16 protein-coding genes and 2 riboswitches are annotated in these 16707 nt (G+C 67.7%); of the genes, 13 read left to right on the forward strand and 3 right to left on the reverse strand.

Annotation, left to right across the window (positions count from 1 at the left end; translation table 11 throughout):
* The first annotated feature begins 12 nt into the window (after positions 1 to 12).
* The 7 genes from xseA to ACYX4P_RS14940 all read left to right on the forward strand — a co-directional run bounded on the left by xseA (position 13) and on the right by ACYX4P_RS14940 (position 7048).
* A complete protein-coding gene (gene xseA, locus ACYX4P_RS14910; protein ID WP_248118837.1) occupies positions 13 to 1605 on the forward strand; it encodes an exodeoxyribonuclease VII large subunit in 1593 nt (530 codons plus the stop codon).
* A 51-nt stretch (positions 1606 to 1656) separates the two neighbouring features.
* Positions 1657 to 2142: a signal peptidase II gene (gene lspA / locus ACYX4P_RS14915; protein ID WP_248118836.1), complete on the forward strand. Its 486-nt coding sequence runs from the start codon at positions 1657 to 1659 to the stop codon at positions 2140 to 2142.
* Positions 2143 to 2312: 170 nt separating this feature from the next.
* Positions 2313 to 2879, forward strand: a complete 567-nt coding sequence (locus ACYX4P_RS14920) for a DUF3035 domain-containing protein (protein WP_248118835.1) — start codon at positions 2313 to 2315, stop codon at positions 2877 to 2879.
* 74 nt (positions 2880 to 2953) lie between these two features.
* Positions 2954 to 3397 (forward strand): PaaI family thioesterase, encoded by a 444-nt coding sequence (locus ACYX4P_RS14925; protein WP_248118834.1) that lies wholly within the window; start codon positions 2954 to 2956, stop codon positions 3395 to 3397.
* A gap of 111 nt (positions 3398 to 3508) precedes the next feature.
* The gene (locus ACYX4P_RS14930) at positions 3509 to 4195 is read left to right on the forward strand and encodes a Tat pathway signal sequence domain protein (protein WP_248118833.1); all 687 of its coding nucleotides are present in this window, start codon (positions 3509 to 3511) and stop codon (positions 4193 to 4195) included.
* The gene (gene argS / locus ACYX4P_RS14935; protein ID WP_248118832.1) at positions 4196 to 5998 is read left to right on the forward strand and encodes an arginine--tRNA ligase; all 1803 of its coding nucleotides are present in this window, start codon (positions 4196 to 4198) and stop codon (positions 5996 to 5998) included.
* A gap of 36 nt (positions 5999 to 6034) precedes the next feature.
* On the forward strand, positions 6035 to 7048 hold the full coding sequence (locus ACYX4P_RS14940) for an adenosine deaminase (RefSeq protein ID WP_248118831.1): 1014 nt from the start codon (positions 6035 to 6037) through the stop codon (positions 7046 to 7048).
* Here ACYX4P_RS14940 and ACYX4P_RS14945 read toward each other — a convergent pair.
* From ACYX4P_RS14945 to ACYX4P_RS14955, 3 genes are all read right to left on the reverse strand, one after another.
* Positions 7045 to 7677, reverse strand: coding sequence for a nicotinamidase (locus ACYX4P_RS14945; protein WP_248118830.1), 633 nt, complete (start codon positions 7675 to 7677; stop codon positions 7045 to 7047). The two genes, ACYX4P_RS14940 and ACYX4P_RS14945, sit on opposite strands and share 4 nt — an antisense overlap.
* Positions 7677 to 8642 carry a class 1 fructose-bisphosphatase gene (locus tag ACYX4P_RS14950; protein ID WP_248118829.1) on the reverse strand — a complete coding sequence of 322 codons (966 nt, stop codon included), beginning with the start codon at positions 8640 to 8642 and terminating at the stop codon, positions 7677 to 7679. Before ACYX4P_RS14950 ends, ACYX4P_RS14945 begins: the two co-directional genes overlap by 1 nt.
* Positions 8643 to 8778: 136 nt before the next feature.
* Positions 8779 to 9819: an alpha/beta hydrolase gene (locus tag ACYX4P_RS14955; RefSeq protein ID WP_292074895.1), complete on the reverse strand. Its 1041-nt coding sequence runs from the start codon at positions 9817 to 9819 to the stop codon at positions 8779 to 8781.
* 105 nt (positions 9820 to 9924) lie between these two features.
* Positions 9925 to 10022: riboswitch (glycine riboswitch) on the forward strand.
* Positions 10023 to 10026: 4 nt separating this feature from the next.
* A riboswitch (glycine riboswitch) is annotated at positions 10027 to 10112 on the forward strand.
* A 56-nt stretch (positions 10113 to 10168) separates the two neighbouring features.
* Here ACYX4P_RS14955 and gcvT point away from each other — a divergent pair.
* From gcvT to ACYX4P_RS14985, 6 genes are all read left to right on the forward strand, one after another.
* A complete protein-coding gene (gcvT, locus tag ACYX4P_RS14960; RefSeq protein ID WP_248118827.1) occupies positions 10169 to 11281 on the forward strand; it encodes a glycine cleavage system aminomethyltransferase GcvT in 1113 nt (370 codons plus the stop codon).
* Between the two features lie 131 nt (positions 11282 to 11412).
* Positions 11413 to 11778 carry a glycine cleavage system protein GcvH gene (gcvH, locus tag ACYX4P_RS14965; protein WP_248118826.1) on the forward strand — a complete coding sequence of 122 codons (366 nt, stop codon included), beginning with the start codon at positions 11413 to 11415 and terminating at the stop codon, positions 11776 to 11778.
* A 142-nt stretch (positions 11779 to 11920) separates the two neighbouring features.
* Positions 11921 to 13267 (forward strand): aminomethyl-transferring glycine dehydrogenase subunit GcvPA, encoded by a 1347-nt coding sequence (gene gcvPA / locus ACYX4P_RS14970; RefSeq protein WP_248118825.1) that lies wholly within the window; start codon positions 11921 to 11923, stop codon positions 13265 to 13267.
* A gap of 12 nt (positions 13268 to 13279) precedes the next feature.
* Positions 13280 to 14848 carry an aminomethyl-transferring glycine dehydrogenase subunit GcvPB gene (gene gcvPB, locus ACYX4P_RS14975; protein ID WP_374321878.1) on the forward strand — a complete coding sequence of 523 codons (1569 nt, stop codon included), beginning with the start codon at positions 13280 to 13282 and terminating at the stop codon, positions 14846 to 14848.
* A gap of 225 nt (positions 14849 to 15073) precedes the next feature.
* Entirely contained in the window at positions 15074 to 16009 is a 936-nt protein-coding gene (locus ACYX4P_RS14980) for an SDR family oxidoreductase (RefSeq protein WP_248118824.1), read from the forward strand.
* A 192-nt stretch (positions 16010 to 16201) separates the two neighbouring features.
* Positions 16202 to 16606 (forward strand): hypothetical protein, encoded by a 405-nt coding sequence (locus ACYX4P_RS14985; protein ID WP_248118823.1) that lies wholly within the window; start codon positions 16202 to 16204, stop codon positions 16604 to 16606.
* Positions 16607 to 16707: the final 101 nt, after the last annotated feature.

The following is a 16707-nucleotide window of genomic DNA, read 5'->3' on the forward strand; positions in this document are numbered from 1 at the left end:
AGAGTGCCGCGCATGAGCGACGACTATGTGTTCGAAGGCCCGGCCGAGGCCCCTGCCCCGCGCGACAACAATCCGCCGCTGTCGATCTCGGAACTGTCGTTCGCGCTGAAGCGGACGCTGGAGGATCGGTTCGGCCATGTTCGGCTGAGGGGCGAGATCTCCAAGGTCAACCGCCACGCCTCGGGCCACATCTATCTGACACTGAAGGACGACAAGTCGGCCATCGACGGGGTGGTTTGGAAAGGCTCGACGCGTGGCCTGGGGGTGCAGCCCGAGGCGGGGCTGGAAGTCATCGTCACCGGCAAGATCACCTCCTATCCCGCGCGCTCGTCCTACCAGATCGTGATCGAGAGCATGGAGGCGGCGGGCGCCGGCGCGCTTCTGGCCCAGTTGGAGCGGCTGAAGGTCCGGCTGCGCGAGGAAGGTCTGTTCGAGCCGGGCCGCAAGAAGCCCCTGCCCGCCTTCCCGGCCGTCATCGGCGTGATCACAAGCCCGACCGGCGCGGTGATCCGCGACGTTCTGCACCGGATCGCCGAACGGTGGCCCTGCCGCGTGATCGTCTGGCCCGTGGTGGTTCAGGGCGAGGCCGCCTGCGGCCAAGTATCAAATGCGATTCGCGGTTTCGACGCGCTTACGCCGGACGGGCCGATCCCGCGCCCGGACATGCTCATCGTGGCGCGCGGCGGTGGATCGGTGGAGGACCTGTGGTGCTTCAACGACGAAGGTCTGGCGCGCACGGTCGCGGCGGCGCGCATCCCGATCATCTCGGCCGTGGGGCACGAGACGGATACAACCCTGATCGACTTCGTGTCGGATCGCCGGGCGCCGACCCCGACGGGCGCAGCCGAAATGGCCACGCCGGTGCTGGCGGACCTGCGCTACGCCGTGGCCGACATGGATCGGCGCATGGTCCAGGCGGGCGGGCGGCTGATCGAGGATCGGCGCACCCGGCTCCGGGCCGTGACGCGCGGCCTGCCGGCGCGGCCGGAGGATCTGCTGGCCCTGGCGCAGCAGCGGCTGGACCATGTGTCGAGCCGTCTCGGCTCTGGCCTTCAACGTAACATCGCCCTGCACGAGCGGCATCTGGCCGTGACGGGCGGCAAGCTGAGCCCGGCCTTGCTGCGCACCCGGATCGAACGGGGACAGGACCGGCTGCGCGGCGCGGGCGACCGGCTGGGCTCGGCGCTGCAGGCGGGCGTGGCGCGCGGTGAGCGGCGTTTGCTGCAGGTTTCGGCCCGCCTGTCGCCCGCACCGTTGCATCGGCGGCTGGACCAGCGAGAGGCGCGGTTGCTGGCGGCGACGACTCGGCTGGACGCGGTGCTGCCGCGCCGGCTGGAGCGGGACAAGGACCGCCTGGCGGCCCTGTCGCGAGCGCTGGCCACGCTGGACCCCGGCCGACCCAAGCCCGGCTTCGCCCGGGTCGAGGACACGGACGGCGGCTGGATCACCTCGGCCGCCGCGCTTGAGGCGGGTCAAGCGGTTCGGCTGGTGTTCGGCGACGGGGCGAAATCCGCCACGATCGACGGCGGCGAAGCCCGGGCGGCGCCTGCGCGTCCGCCGGCGAAACCGAAACCGCCCGTGGCGGGTCAGGGCGACCTGTTCTGATGCGCGGTTTTCCGCTTCGCCCCGGCGGCGCTTCCTGCTAACCGGCCCGGCATGAAGATCACCCGCCTCGCCGTCACCGCCTATGTCTTCGCGCTTCTGATCATCCTGCTGGACCAGGCGACCAAGGCCTGGGTCATCAGCGGCCTGACCCTGCACGAGGTCGGGCGCATTCCCGTCCTCCCGCCCATCCTGAACTTCAGCTGGGTGGAGAACACCGGCGTCAGCTTCGGCCTGTTCGGCGGGGGCGAGGCGCGCTGGGGCCTGGCCATCTTCTCCATCATCGTCTCGGCCGGCCTGGGCTGGTGGGCGACAAAGTCGGATCGCCGCCTTCTGATCACCGCCATCGGCTTCGTCATGGGCGGCGCGCTCGGCAATGTGATCGACCGCATCCGCTTCGGCTATGTGGTCGACTTCATCGACTTCTCCGGCACGGGCGTTTTTCCCTGGGTGTTCAACGTGGCGGACAGCGCCATCACCATCGGCGTGGTCTTGCTTATTCTCGACAGCCTGCTGTCGGATAAGCCCGCCAAAGCCTGAGCGGCTTTCCATTTTCTAGGCCCTGATTCACGATCTCGGCGGGATCGCCCGCCTCGAACGATCAGGCTCTAGGTTGGCGCGGCCCCCGAAAAGTCGTAATCACCCCGTCTTCACTATGCCAACGGCGCCGTCGCGGCGCTTCGTGCATAAGCCGATCAGAGCCTGAAACCATGCGTATCCGCAGCGTCGCCGTCCTGACCCTCGTCGCCTCCTCCGCGCTCGCCGTTTCGGCCTGCGGCAGCCTGAAGCAGGGCATCGGTCTGACCAAGGTGGTGCCGGACGAGTTCGTCACAGTCTCGACCGCCCCGCTCAGCGTGCCGCCGGAATACGGCCTGCGTCCGCCCGCGCCCGGCCAGCCGCGCCCGCAGGAACTGGCCCCCGAAAGCGCCGCCCGTCAGATCCTGCTGGGTCAGCGTCAGGCCGTCACCCGCACGCCGGGCGAGCAGGTTCTTGTGGCCCAGGCCGGCGGCGAACAGGCCGATCCCCTGGCCCGCTACGTCGTGGACGACGAGTTCGGCGACCTGGCGCACAAGGACGAAAGCTTCGCCAATCGCCTGATGTTCTGGCGCAAGAACGACCCATCGACCCAGACGGCGACCGTTCGCCAGACCGCCGAGGGCCAGAAGACCATAGACGCCGCCACCGAGGCCGAGCGTCTGCAGGCCCTGACCGGCGGCCGTCAGGCCATCACCATCCAGCCGCGCCGCAGCGGCGGCTTCAAGCTGCCGGGTCTGTAAGACCCGCATCGGATCGGACGCTTGCCACCGCGGCGTCCGTCCTTATTGTGAACGGACCTGATGGAGCCGTTCCCATGACCGAAACTCTCGATATCGCCGCCCTGTCCGGGGTCGAACAGCTGCGCCTGGGCCTGAGCGGCGGCTTCGTCGCCCCCATCGCCCGCACGGTCGGTTTCGAGCTGACCGAAGTTGAGGAAGGCCGGGTGGTGTTCGAGGCGGTGCCGACGGCCGCCGTCTATAATCCGCTCGGTTCTGTGCATGGCGGCTGGATCGCCACCGTGCTCGATTCGGCCTGCGGCTGCGTGGTGCATTCGACGCTGCGGCCGGGCCAGACCTATACGACGCTGGAGCTGAAGACCGTCTTCCACAAGGCGTTGAGCGCCGGCACGCCGGTCCGCGCCGAGGGGCGAATCGTCCAGGCCGGCCGCCGCGCCGCCTTCGCCGAGGCCGATCTGCGCGGTCTGGACGGGCGGCTTTACGCCACCGCGACCTCGACCTGCCTGGTCATGGAGCGATAGGCCGCCAGCAAGCGTTTGCCGCGCCTCGCTTTAGCCGCTATCAGCGGCGAGCGTTCAATGATCGGCCGCCGATTGTCGTGCGCCCCTTTTCGCTGTCGGAAATATAAGCTGATGCGTCGCGTCCTCACCGCCCTGGCCGCCTTCTCGATCGCGGCCTCCGTCCTGCCGGTCGCCGCCGAGGCCCAATCCCAGCGTCAACGCCAACGCGGGGGCCAACAGCAGCAGGCGTCGGGCGACGACGCCGCTCCGCGCCGCGCGCCGCGAATCGCTCCCTTGCGCCGCCGCGTCAACGCCGGCCCCTGCCCCTATGTGAAGGTGTTGTACGACGCCGCCCGTTATGTCGAGCTGGAAGGCGGTCGCGCCGCCGTGGCCAATGTCGGCTATACCGGCGAGATCGAGGGCGTGTCGTCCGATTGTGAATACCGTGAGAGCGATCCGATCCGCGTGGACATGAGCGTGCTGTTCAACCTGGGCCGCGGCGCTCAGGCCGCCGGCGACCAGCGCACCTATCGCTACTGGATCGCGGTGACCGAGCGGAACACCGCAATTCTGTCCAAGGAATATTTCGACCTTCCGGTGAACTTCCAGGGCCAGCGCACGGCGTCCGTGACCGAAGAGCGCACCATCGTCATCCCGCGCGCCGAGGCCACCACCAGCGGCAGCAACTTCGAGATCCTGGTCGGTTTCGACGTGACGCCGGAAATGGCCGAGTTCAACCGCTCGGGCAGCCGCTTCCGCGTCAACGCCGGAACGACGCCCGCACCTGCGCCCGCTGCCGCCGCACCCACGAGCGAATAAATGGCTGATCTCAAGACCGTCCTCAGCGAAGCGGTCGGCGCCGCCTTCGCCGCCGAAGGCGTGGAGGCGGCCCTGGCGCGCGTCACCCCGTCCGACCGCCCCGACCTGGCCGACTTCCAGTCCAACGGCGCCCTGGCCGCCGCCAAGGCGATGAAGGCCAACCCGCGCGAACTGGCGGGCAAGATCGCCGAACGCCTGAGCGCTGATCCGCGTTTCGCCTCGGTCGAGGTGGCCGGTCCCGGCTTCATCAACCTGAAGATCGCCGATGCGACCCTAGCCGAACGCGCCGAGGAAGTGGCGGCGGACGCCGATCACGCGGGCGCGGCGGTCGTCGCCGATCCGCGCAAGGTCGTCATCGACTTCGGCGGCCCGAACGTGGCCAAGCCCATGCACGTCGGCCATCTGCGCAGCGCCATCATCGGCGAGAGCCTGAAACGGCTGTTCCGTTTCCGCGGCGATGACGTCACCGGCGACGCCCACTTTGGCGACTGGGGTTTCCAGATGGGTCTGCTGATCGTCGCCTGCGGCGACGAAGGCCTGGCCGACGCCTTCATGGCCGAGGGCGACGGTCCCTTCCCGGCCGAAACGCCCGTGACCCTGGCCGATCTGGACCGGCTTTATCCGCTGGCCGCCGGCAAGGCCAAGGAAGACGCAGGTTTCCGCGACCGCGCCCGCAAGGCGACGGCCGAACTGCAGAACGGCCGCCCCGGCTACCGCGCGCTATGGAGCCACTTCGTCGCGGTCAGCCGCGAGGCGCTGAAACGCGAATATGGCGATCTGTCGGTCGATTTCGACCTGTGGAACGGCGAGAGCGACGCCGATCCGGTGATGCCGGAAATGCTGGCCCACCTGACGGATGCGGGCCTGCTGGTCGAGGACGACGGCGCCCAGGTTGTGCACGTCGCCAAGCCCGGAGAGACGCGCAAGAAGAAGCTGGCCGACGGATCGGTTATCGAAGCCCCCTCGCCCCCGCCCCTGCTGGTCATCAGCTCGGAAGGTTCGGCCATGTACGGCACGACCGACCTGGCCACCATTCTGGACCGCAAGAAGTCGATCGGCCCTGACCTGATCCTGTACGTCGTCGACGAACGTCAGGCCGAGCATTTCGAACAGGTGTTCCGCGCCGCCTATCTGGCCGGATATGCGCCCGAAAAGTCGCTGGAGCATCTGGGCTTCGGCACCATGAACGGTCAGGACGGCAAGCCGTTCAAGACCCGCGCCGGCGGCGTGCTGAAACTGCGCGACCTGATCGACCAGGCGACGGACAAGGCCCGCGAGCGGCTGCATGAGGCCAAGCTGGGCGACGATCTGTCGCCTGAAGCGTTCGAGGCTATCGCCCACAAGGTGGCCATCGCCGCCCTGAAGTTCGCCGACCTGTCGAACGCGCGCACGACCAGCTACGTCTTCGACCTCGACCGCTTCATGAGCTTCGAGGGCAAGACCGGGCCGTATCTGCTGTATCAGGCGGTTCGGATCAAATCCCTGTTGCGTAAGGCCGCCGAACAGGGCGTGTCCGCCGGACCCATCGTCATCGCCGAACCCGCCGAACGCGACCTGGCCCTAACGCTGGACGCCTTCTCGACCGCCGCAGCCGACGCCTACGACAAGCGGATGCCGCACCTGGTCGCCGAACACGCCTATCGCGTGGCCCAGTCCTTCTCGAAATTCTACGCCGCCTGCCCCGTGCTGGTCGCGCCGCACGAGGACACGAAACGGTCGCGCCTGGCCCTGTCGGCGGCGGCCCTGCGCCAGCTTGAAATCGCGCTGGATCTCTTGGGCATCGACACGCCGGAGCGGATGTAGGGTATAGACCGGGCGACATCCTCCCGGAGATCGCCCATGTCCCTCGACGCCTATATCGCAGGCCTGCCAAAGGCTGAACTCCACCTGCACATCGAGGGTAGTCTCGAGCCGGAACTGATGTTCGAACTGGCCCAGCGCAACGGCGTGTCCATTCCCTACGACAGCGTCGAGGCGGTGCGCGCGGCCTATGACTTCTCCAATCTGCAGGACTTCCTGGACATCTATTACGCCGGGGCGGCGGTGCTGCTGACTCGGCGGGATTTCGAGGATCTGGCCTTCGCCTATTTCCAGCGCGCGGCGGCGGACAATGTGCGTCACGCCGAAATCTTCTTCGACCCGCAGACGCATACGGATCGCGGCGTGCCGTTCGGCGTGGTGGTCGAGGGACTGATCGCCGGCATGGACCGGGCCAAGGCGGAGTTGGGCGTGTCGAGCGGCTTGATCCTCAGCTTCCTGCGCCACCTGACCGAAGATGAGGCCTTCGCCACCCTGGAGTCGGCCAAACCCTATCTGCATCACTTCATCGGCGTGGGTTTGGATTCGTCGGAGGTCGGCCATCCGCCGTCCAAGTTCCAGCGCGTCTTCGCCGCCGCCCGTGACCTGGGCCTGAAACTGTGCGCCCATGCGGGCGAGGAAGGCCCGCCCGCCTATGTGCACGAGGCGCTGGACCTGCTGCACATCGACCGCATGGACCACGGCAACCGTTCGATGGAGGATGAGGCCCTCATCGAGCGCCTGGCCGCCGAGCAGATGACCCTGACGGTCTGCCCGCTGTCGAACCTGAAGCTGTGCGTGGTCAAAGACCTGAAGGATCATCCGGTCCCGGAGATGCTGCGCCGGGGCCTGCACGTGACCCTGAACTCGGACGACCCGTCCTATTTCGGCGGCTATGTGAACGCGAACTACAGCCAGTTGGCGGCGGCGGTCGGCCTGACGCGGGACCAGGTGACGCAACTGGCCAGGAACAGTTTCGAGGGCTCGTTCCTGGGCGACGCCGAAAAGGCCACGCGGCTGGCCGAGGTCGAGGCCTACGCGGCGAGTGGGCTTTAGACCAGCAGCGTCGCCGCCTCGGTCTCCGTGACGCCCAGCGCGCGGAAACTGTCGTGGGCGGCCGCCGCTGTTTCCGGCGAGATCGCACGGGTGGCGTCGGTGACCAACACCGCCGCGAACCCCTCGCGCACCGCGTCCTCGGCGGTGAAACGGACGCAGTAGTCCAGCGCCAGACCCGCCAGGAACACCCGCGTCACCCCCAGTTCCCGCAACAGGCCCGCAAGGCCCGTCGGCGTCCGGTGGTCATTCTCGAAGAAGCCCGAATAGCTGTCGACCGCGGGGTTGTAGCCCTTGCGGATCACGGCCAGCGCCCGGGTCACCACCGGCGCGACGTCGGGGTGGAAATCGGCGCCGGGCGAGCCTTGCAGACAGTGATCCGGCCACAGCATCTGACGCCCATAGGCGACCTCGATCTCGGTGAAGGGCGTCGCGCCGGGATGGTTGGAGGCGAAACTGATCTGATTCGGCGTATGCCAGTCCTGGGTCACCACGACCCGGTCGAACCGTTCCGCCAACCGCACGATCAGCGGCATGATCCCTGCCCCGCCCGACACGGCCAACGCCCCGCCTTCGCAGAAGTCGTTCTGCGGATCGATGACCAAGAGCGCGTCGGTAGGCCCGATCCGCATCAGGCGGCGGCCAGGGCGTCGATTTCGTTCGCCGAGCCCAGAGCGACCGGGATGCGCTGGTGCAACTGCGTCGGCTGGACGTCCAGGATCGGCTGCACCCCGTCCGTCGTCGCCTTGCCGCCCGCCTGTTCGACCAGCAAGGCCATCGGATTGCCCTCGTACATCAGGCGCAGCTTGCCCGGCTTGTTCGGCTCACGGCTGTCCCACGGATAGATGAAGACGCCGCCGCGCATCAGGATGCGGTGAACGTCCGCCACCATGGCCGCGACCCAGCGCATGTTGAAGTTCTTAGCCCGAGGACCGTCCGCCCCCTTCAGCAGACCATCGACATAGCGCTGCACCGGCTCGGCCCAGTGGCGCTGGTTTGAGACATTGATCGCGAACTCCTTGGTGTCGCGCGAAATGGCGATGGTGTCGTGGGTCAGGAACCACTGACCGTCCTGCGCCAGGGTGAAGCCCTTCACGCCGTCTCCAATCGTCAGCACCAGCATGGTCTGCGGCCCATAGACGGCGTAGAGCGCCGCGACCTGTTGACGCCCCGGCTGAAGGAAATCGGCCTCGCTGGGACTGGCGGACGGCGACTTCAGCACCGAGACGATGGTGCCGACCGGCGCATTGATGTCGATGTTGGACGACCCGTCCAGCGGGTCGAACAGGGCCAGATATTCGCCCGCCGCATTCGTCGCGATCTCGGCCGTATCCTTCTCTTCGGAGGCCACGCCCGCGATGGCGGGACAGGCCAGCAGCGCCTGGGTCAGCATGTCGTCGGTGATGACGTCCAGCTTCTTCTGCTCTTCGTCCTGGACGTTGATCTGGCCCGAGGCGCCCAGGGCCCCGACCAGGGCGCCGCCCGCCACGACCCGGCTGATCTCGGCGCAGGTCCGGCCCACGACGGTCAGCACCGTCTTCAGGCCGTCCGCCACATCCAGGGCGGCGATATGGGCGTCTAGGCTGGTGCGGGTCATGCGGGTCGGTCCGATGCGGCTGAGGCGTACCGCGTTCTTGGCGGGCGGGACGCGCCGCCGCAAGAAAAACCCTCTTGTCACCCTACCCCGTCATCCCAGGCCCTGCGCCTGGGACGACGGATGTCATGGTGCAGGATCAGATCGGCAGGATCGCCGTGCCGAAGGCCCGCTTCAGTTCATGGGCCGCGAACGTCTGCGCCGCCGCCGCGTCGGGCACCACCATGGCCATGCCGAAGAACTCGTGCGTCGAGCCGTGGAAGGTCTTGTGGCGCACGTCAACGCCTGCCTGCTCCAGCTTTTCGGCCAGCAGTTCGCCTTCCGACCGCAGCGGGTCGATCTCGGCGCAGATCACGGTCGAGGACGGCAGGCCGCTGAGGTCGGCGTTCTCGACGATGTTGATGCGCGGGTCCTGCGCGTCGGCCTCGTTGGCGAAGATATGCTTCACGAACCATTTCATCATCGGCTTGTTCAGCGGCTTGGCGTCGGCGTTCTCGACGTAGGATTCATTGTCCATGTCCACGCCAGCCACCGGATAGACCAGCACCTGATGCACCGGCAGGGTCACGCCCGCGTCGCGCGCCATCATCGATACGCCGATGGCCAGGTTGCCGCCCGCGCTCTCGCCCATGACCGCCACCTTTTGCGGGTCGCCATTGAAGCTCTGGGCGTTCTCCAGCACCCAGCGATAGGCGGCCAGGGCGTCGTCGTGGGCGGCGGGGAAATGATGTTCAGGCGCCTGGCGATAATGGACCGAGACCACGATGGCGTCAGCCATCTTGGACACGCCGCGCGGCCCGCCGTCATAGACGTCCAGATCGGCGATCACGAAACCGCCGCCGTGGAAATAGACCACGACCGGATGCAGCTTGTCCTCGGAATGGTCGTGCGGCTTGTAGATTCGGGCCTGGATCGGTCCGGCGGCGCCAGGGATGGTGATGTCGGTGGTCTTCACGCCCAGATCGTCGGATTTCGGCTCCTTGCCGGCCTTGCGCAGCAGGGCGTGAACGGCGTCGGTCGGCGTGGGCTGCTGGCGCGCCTCCTCGGGCGACAAGGTCTCGATCGGCTTGCCGCCGAGCGAAGCCAGTTCATCCAGCACCTTCTGCATGGGGCCATCGGCCTTGGCGGGGGTGTCGCGCGGCTTGTCGTTGTCGCCGAACAGCTTGTCTATAATCGACATTTTCGTTTTCCTGGGTTGGGGTTGGGGGCTCGGGACGACAACCCGCCCCGGCAGACCTTGTTCCGCCGACGCTTGACTTGGCGCCGGAGTCGATGCCTTAGGTCGAACGCTCTCGCGGGAGAGTTCGGGGACGGGAAACCGGCCGCGACGCCGAAGGCGCAACCGCCCCGGAAACGCTCAGGCAAACGGACCGCGACAGCATACGGACGCTGGAAAGTCGCTCTTGATGGGCGCGCCGACGGAGCAAGGCGACATGATTTGGTCGCCGGAATCTCTCAGGCTTCAGGACAGCGGGGGCGCGAGGACCGGCGGAGCTCCGCCCCAACACGCGACCGCGAAAGCCTGAACCATGACCGACCAAGCTCTTAAAACCACGCCGCTGAACGCCGCGCACCGCGCCTTGGGCGCCCGCATGGTGGGTTTCAGCGGCTATGACATGCCGGTTCAGTACGAGGGCGTCCTGGCCGAACACCGCTGGACCCGCGAACACGCCGGTCTGTTCGACGTGTCCCACATGGGCCAGTGCAAGATCACCGGCGCGGACGCCACGGCGCAGTTCCAGCGCTTCGTCCCCGGCGACTATGAAATCCTGAAGGACGGCAAGCAGAAATACACCCTGCTGCTGAACACCGACGGCGGCATCATCGACGACCTGATGGCGGGCCGCCCCGACCACGACGGCCTGTTCGTCGTCGTCAACGCCGGCAACAAGGACGAGGACTTCGCCTTCTGGAACGCCAATCTGGAAGGCGACGCCAAGCTGACGGTGCTGGACCGCGCCCTGATCGCCATTCAGGGGCCGGAAGCCGCCGAGGTCATGGTCGCCCACGAGCCCGTGCTGGCCGAGATGGGCTTCATGGAGACGGCCCGGCTGATGCTGTTCGGCGTCGACGCTTACGTCTCCCGCTCGGGCTACACAGGCGAAGACGGCTATGAGATTTCCGTCCCGGCGGACCAGGCCGAACGCATCTGGAACACCCTCCTGGAAGACGCCCGCGTCAAGCCGATCGGCCTGGGCGCCCGCGACAGCCTGCGCTTGGAAGCCGGTCTGCCGCTGCACGGCCACGACATCGACCCGACCACCTCGCCGGTCGAGGGCGCCCTGACCTTCGCCCTGTCCAAGTCGAGGAAGGAACGAGCCGACTTCAACGGCGCCGACCGCATCCTGAAGGAACTGGCCGACGGCCCCTCGCGTGTCCGCGTCGGCCTGCACGTCAAGGAAGGCGCCCCGGCCCGCGAAGGCGCAGAGATCGCCGACGCCGACGGAAACATCATCGGCAAGGTCACCTCGGGCGGCCCCTCGCCCACCCTGGGCCACAACATCGCCATGGGCTTCGCGCCCCCGGCATTCGCCGCCCTGGGCACCGAGTTGAAGGTCATCGTGCGCGGCAAGTCCGCCGCCGCCGAGGTGGTCGCCATGCCCTTCGTGGCCCAACGCTATTACCGCAAGCCGAAGGCGTAACATTCAGCCTGTCACCCTCGGGCTTGACCCAAGGGCCGGGCGATCAACCGCTCGTGCGAAGACATCGACGCACGAACCGCACAACATCCGATCCTCGTGTCAAGCCCGAGGACCGGGACAGGAGAGAAAACATGAAGTTCACCAAGGATCACGAGTGGGTCAGCCTGGACGGCGACATCGCCACCGTCGGCATCTCCAAACACGCCGCCGACGCCCTGGGCGACGTGGTGTTCGTTGAAGTGCCCGAGGTCGGCAAGACCGTCACCAAGGGCGACAGCTTCGCCGTGGTCGAGAGCGTCAAGGCCGCCTCGGACGTCTACGCCCCCGTCTCGGGCGAGGTGGTCGAGGCCAACGACGCCCTGTCCACCGCCCCGGAAACCGTCAACTCCAGCGCCGAAAGCGACGGCTGGTTCGCCAGGATCAAGGTCTCGGACGCCTCGCAACTGGACGCCCTGATGGACCAGGCCGCCTACGACGCCTTCCTGACCACCCTCTGATTTCCCCTTCCGCTCAGCCCCGCGAAAGCGGGGACCCAGTTCTTTCGCGAGAACAGTGCTGGGATGGGCGGAAACTCCTCCGGCCACATTGGTCGCCCAAAGCACTAGGTCCCCGCTTTCGCGGGGATGAGCGGATTAGAAAATGCGCTACCTCCCCCTGACGCCCGACGACCGCACGGCGATGCTCGCCGCCATCGGCGCGAAATCCATCGACGATCTGTTCGTTGACGTGCCCGAAAGCGCGCGTCTGAACGGGCCTGTGGACCTGCCCCGCGTGGCGGGCGAACTGGAGGTCGAGCGCGCCCTGTCCGCCATGGCGGCCAAGAACGCCACGGCCGGCGCCGTGCCCTTCTTCTGCGGCGCGGGAGCCTACAAGCACCATGTCCCGGCGACGGTGGATCATGTGATCCAGCGGTCCGAGTTCCTGACCAGCTACACCCCCTACCAGCCGGAAATCGCGCAGGGCACGCTGCAATACCTGTACGAGTTCCAGACCCAGGTCGCGAACCTGACCGGGATGCCGGTCGCCAACGCCAGCCTTTATGACGGCTCGACCGCCATGGCCGAGGGCGTGCTGATGGCGACGCGCGTCACCCGCCGCAACAAGGCGGTGATCTCCGGCGGCGTCCACCCCCACTACGTCAAGGCGACCGAGACCGTGGTCCACGCTGTCGGCGTGGAAACTCAGGTTCTGGCCCCGGCGTTCGACGCCGAGGCCGCCGTCATCGACCAGATCGGCCCGGACACCGCCTGCGTCGTCGTTCAGACCCCCAATGTCTTCGGCACCGCCACCGACGTGACCAAGATCGCCGAGGCCGCCCATGCGGCGGGCGCCCTGCTGATCGTGGTGGTGACGGAAGCCGTGTCGATGGGCCTGTTGAAATCGCCCGGCGAAATGGGCGCCGACATCGTCGCGGCCGAAGGCCAGTCGATCGGCAACGCCCTGAACTTCGGCGGTCCCTACGTCGGCCTGTTCGCCACGCGCGAGAAGCTGATCCGCCAGATGCCGGGGCGCCTGACCGGCGAGACCGTGGACGCCGACGGCGAACGCGGCTTCGTCCTGACCCTGTCGACGCGCGAGCAGCATATCCGCCGCGACAAGGCCACCTCGAACATCTGCACCAACTCCGGCCTCTGCACCCTGGCCTTCACCATCCACATGAGCCTGCTGGGCGAGACGGGCCTGCGCAAACTGGCCCTGCTGAACCACGAAAAGGCCGTCGCCACGCGCGACGCCCTGGCCGCCATTCCGGGCGTGGACGTCCTGACGCCGCGCTTCTTCAACGAGTTCGCCATTCGCCTGCCGAAAAACGCGGCCGAGGTCGTGGACGCCCTGGCCGGTCATCACATCCTGGCGGGCGTGCCCTACAGCCGTCTGGCCCCCGACGCCGGCATGGACGACATCCTGCTGGTCGCCGCAACCGAGACGACGCTGGAGGCCGACATCCAAATCCTCGCCAAGTCCCTCTCCAAAGTCCTGGCCGCCTAAGGGAAACCGATCATGAGCACCATGAACACCGTCGGCCGCCCCACCGCTCCGAACCAGGTCCAGACCAAGCCCGCCACCCTGACCGGCGGACGCGGCCTGTTGCAGAACGAAGCCCTGATCTTCGAGGGCGACGGCTGGGGCAAGACCGGCGTCGATCTGCCGGAGCCCAGGACCGATGCGTCCGACCTGGGCGACCTGGTCCGCAAGGATCCGATCGGCCTGCCCGGCCTGTCGGAGCCCGAGGCCATGCGCCACTATGTGCGCCTGAGCCAGAAGAACCACGCCATCGACCTGGCCATCTATCCGTTGGGTTCGTGCACGATGAAGCACAACCCGCGCCTGAACGAGAAGATGGCGCGTCTGCCGGGCTTCTCGGACATCCACCCGCTGCAGCCGCAATCGACGGTTCAGGGCGCGCTGGAGCTGATGGATACGCTGGCCCACTGGCTGAAGACCCTGACCGGCATGCCCGCCGTCGCGCTTTCCCCGAAAGCGGGCGCGCACGGCGAACTGTGCGGCCTGATGGCCATCCGCGCCGCGCACGAGGCCAAGGGCGAGCATGAGCAGCGCCGCAAGGTGCTGGTCCCCACGTCCGCCCACGGCACCAACCCCGCCACCGCCGCCTTCGTCGGCTATTCCGTCGTCGAGGTCGCCCAGACCGAAGACGGCCGCGTGGACGTCGCCGATCTGGCGTCCAAGCTGGGCCCGGACGTCGCCGCCATCATGGTGACCAACCCCAACACCTGCGGCCTGTTCGAGCGCGACATCATCGAGATCGCGCGCCTGACGCATGAGGCGGGGGCCTATTTCTACTGCGACGGCGCCAACTTCAACGCCATCGTCGGCCGGGTGCGCCCCGGCGACCTGGGCGTCGACGCCATGCACATCAACCTGCACAAGACCTTCTCGACGCCCCACGGCGGCGGCGGTCCGGGCGCGGGTCCGGTGGTCCTGTCCGAGGCCCTGGCCCCCTTCGCCCCCGCCCCCTGGGTCGTGCATGACGAAGGCGGCTATCGTCTGATCGAGCGCGAGGAGGACGAGGCGGCCCAGGCTTTCGGCCGTCTGTGCGCCTTCCAGGGGCAGATGGGCATGTATGTGCGCGCCCTCAGCTACATGATGTCCCACGGCTCGGACGGCCTGCGTCAGGTGGCCGAGGATGCGGTGCTGAACGCCAACTACATCAAGGCCCGCCTGCAGGACCTGATGAGCCCGGCCTTCCCCGACGGCCCCTGCATGCACGAGGCCCTGTTCGACGACGAATGGTTGAAGGGCACCGACATCACAACGCTCGACTTCGCCAAGGCGATGATCGACGAGGGCTTCCACCCGATGACCATGTATTTCCCGCTGGTCGTCCACGGCGCCATGCTGATCGAGCCGACGGAGACCGAGTCCAAGGCCGAACTGGACCGCTTCATCCACGCCATGCGTCTGCTGGCCCAAGCCGCGAAGGCGGGCGACGTCGACCGCTTCAAGGGCGCGCCCTTCCACGCCCCGCTGAAACGCCTGGACGAAACCCGCGCCGCCCGCGCGCCGGTGCTGCGCTGGTCGGCGCCGGAAGGCTCCAACCAGGCGGCGTAAACACTCATCCCGTCATCCCAGGGCTTGTCCCTGGGATCCATACGCCCGGTGTTCGACAGCCGCGACCGCTGCGGACATACCCGGCGTATGAATCCTCGCCACAAGGGCGAGGATGACGGCGGATGGGTGCAGCCTCGCCCACCGCGCCCGCGACGCCGCCAAGCGCAGCCGATGCGCTGGTCCAAAACCCTTCACGATCCATCCATTCCGCTGCAGGATGGCGTCATGACCCAATGGACCACCCACGACATCCCCGATCAGACCGGCAGGCTGGCCGTCATCACCGGCGCGACCGGCGGGCTGGGGCTGGAGACCGCTCTTGTGTTGGCGGGCAAGGGCGCGGAGGTCATTCTGGCGGCCCGCAATCCGGCCAAGGGCGTCGAGGCCGAACGGCTGATCCGCGCCCGGCATCCTGGCGCCGACGTGCGGTTCGATCCGCTCGACCTGAGCGACCTGGCCTCCGTCGCGGCCTTTGCCGACCGGCGCCTGGTCGCCGCCCGGCCTATCGACATCCTGATCGACAACGCGGGCGTCATGGCCCTGCCCCACCGCAACACGACCGTGGACGGGTTCGAGACCCAGTTCGGCGTGAACTATCTGGCGCATTTCGCCCTGACCGGCCGGCTGCTGCCCCTGCTGAGCGCCGGCGCGTCCAGGCCGGCTGGCGCGCGGGTGGTGCAGTTGTCCAGCATCGCCCATCGCGGCGGGCGCATCCATCTGGACGACCTGAACTTCACCTCCGGCTATCGCCCCTTTGCGGTCTATCAGCAGTCCAAGCTGGCCATGCTGATGTTCGCCCTGGAGCTGCAGCGGCGCAGCGACGCCCACGACTGGGGCCTGACCAGCGTGGCCGCCCACCCTGGCGTGGCGCGCACCGATCTGGTGGCCAATGGCCAGGGCGACGGCGGCGATCCGGCCGCCTGGGCGTCCCGCCTGTTCATCCGTCTGTTCGGCCAATCCAGCGCCGCCGGCGCTTTGCCCAGCCTGATGGCCGCCACCCTGCCCCAGGCCCGGCCCGGCGGCTATTACGGCCCGCAAGGGTTCCAGGAGTTGGCGGGACCGCCCGGCGCCGCCCATATCGCGTCGCAGGCCAGGAAAGAGGCCGTGGCGCAGCGTCTGTGGTCGGAATCCGAAGCCCTGACCGGCGTGCGTTACGGCTGAGCCGCGCCGCGCCCCGGATCACCGCCCGATCATGAGCAAAGCTTAATCCGCATGACACCGATCCGCCATCGAAGCCGCGCCTGAATGGCGTGTGGCGCGGTCGTCACGGTCGCCCTTTCCTTTCCCGACGAGGGATCGCGCGATCGGGGCGGCCGTTGTCACACCGACTATGGCTTCCCATCTGGCGTGTTCGTGACCTCCCTGCCTGTCGCCCTCCCCCCGTTCGCCAAGCCCCGCAGCCGCACGCTGCGGGCGGTGCGACGCTGGGCGCTGATGATCGGCGGGCTTCTGATCGTGCTGCTGGGCATATTGATCGCCCCCCTGCCTGGCCCCGGGGGCGTGCCGGTCATCGCGGTCGGTCTGGTGCTGATCCTGAAAAGCTCGTTCTGGGCCAAGCGACAGTTCATCCGCGCCCAATACGCCCGGCCCAAATGGGTCTATCCCTTCCGCCGTTTGATGCGAAAGAAGCCCGAGTTCGCGCCCGTCTTCTGGCAACAGGCGCTGCGGGCCGAGAAGGCGGTCGTCAAACGGTCCGGTCGTCGCCTGTCGCGCGGCCGCAAACAGCTGCGTCGCTATTTCCGCAAGTTGGTCCGCTAGTTGACGTCTATCTCGCGGTTGCGTTGCTGCAACCGCTGACCACGGCATCGTGAACCCTGCCGCCCTCGGACAGGCATATCCTGACCCAGCGTTATCAGAGA

It is taken from the genome of Brevundimonas sp. ABV4_179 (assembly GCF_056311945.1).

What these genes read in the sequence shown, in the direction of transcription:
- xseA (WP_248118837.1), top strand. Translation starts at nt 13, where the DNA reads ATGAGCGACGACTATGTGTTCGAAGGCCCGGCCGAGGCCCCTGCCCCG.
- lspA (WP_248118836.1), top strand. Translation starts at nt 1,657, where the DNA reads ATGAAGATCACCCGCCTCGCCGTCACCGCCTATGTCTTCGCGCTTCTG.
- ACYX4P_RS14920 (WP_248118835.1), top strand. Translation starts at nt 2,313, where the DNA reads ATGCGTATCCGCAGCGTCGCCGTCCTGACCCTCGTCGCCTCCTCCGCG.
- ACYX4P_RS14925 (WP_248118834.1), top strand. Translation starts at nt 2,954, where the DNA reads ATGACCGAAACTCTCGATATCGCCGCCCTGTCCGGGGTCGAACAGCTG.
- ACYX4P_RS14930 (WP_248118833.1), top strand. Translation starts at nt 3,509, where the DNA reads ATGCGTCGCGTCCTCACCGCCCTGGCCGCCTTCTCGATCGCGGCCTCC.
- argS (WP_248118832.1), top strand. Translation starts at nt 4,196, where the DNA reads ATGGCTGATCTCAAGACCGTCCTCAGCGAAGCGGTCGGCGCCGCCTTC.
- ACYX4P_RS14940 (WP_248118831.1), top strand. Translation starts at nt 6,035, where the DNA reads ATGTCCCTCGACGCCTATATCGCAGGCCTGCCAAAGGCTGAACTCCAC.
- ACYX4P_RS14945 (WP_248118830.1), bottom strand. Translation starts at nt 7,677, where the DNA reads ATGCGGATCGGGCCTACCGACGCGCTCTTGGTCATCGATCCGCAGAAC.
- ACYX4P_RS14950 (WP_248118829.1), bottom strand. Translation starts at nt 8,642, where the DNA reads ATGACCCGCACCAGCCTAGACGCCCATATCGCCGCCCTGGATGTGGCG.
- ACYX4P_RS14955 (WP_292074895.1), bottom strand. Translation starts at nt 9,819, where the DNA reads ATGTCGATTATAGACAAGCTGTTCGGCGACAACGACAAGCCGCGCGAC.
- gcvT (WP_248118827.1), top strand. Translation starts at nt 10,169, where the DNA reads ATGACCGACCAAGCTCTTAAAACCACGCCGCTGAACGCCGCGCACCGC.
- gcvH (WP_248118826.1), top strand. Translation starts at nt 11,413, where the DNA reads ATGAAGTTCACCAAGGATCACGAGTGGGTCAGCCTGGACGGCGACATC.
- gcvPA (WP_248118825.1), top strand. Translation starts at nt 11,921, where the DNA reads ATGCGCTACCTCCCCCTGACGCCCGACGACCGCACGGCGATGCTCGCC.
- gcvPB (WP_374321878.1), top strand. Translation starts at nt 13,280, where the DNA reads ATGAGCACCATGAACACCGTCGGCCGCCCCACCGCTCCGAACCAGGTC.
- ACYX4P_RS14980 (WP_248118824.1), top strand. Translation starts at nt 15,074, where the DNA reads ATGACCCAATGGACCACCCACGACATCCCCGATCAGACCGGCAGGCTG.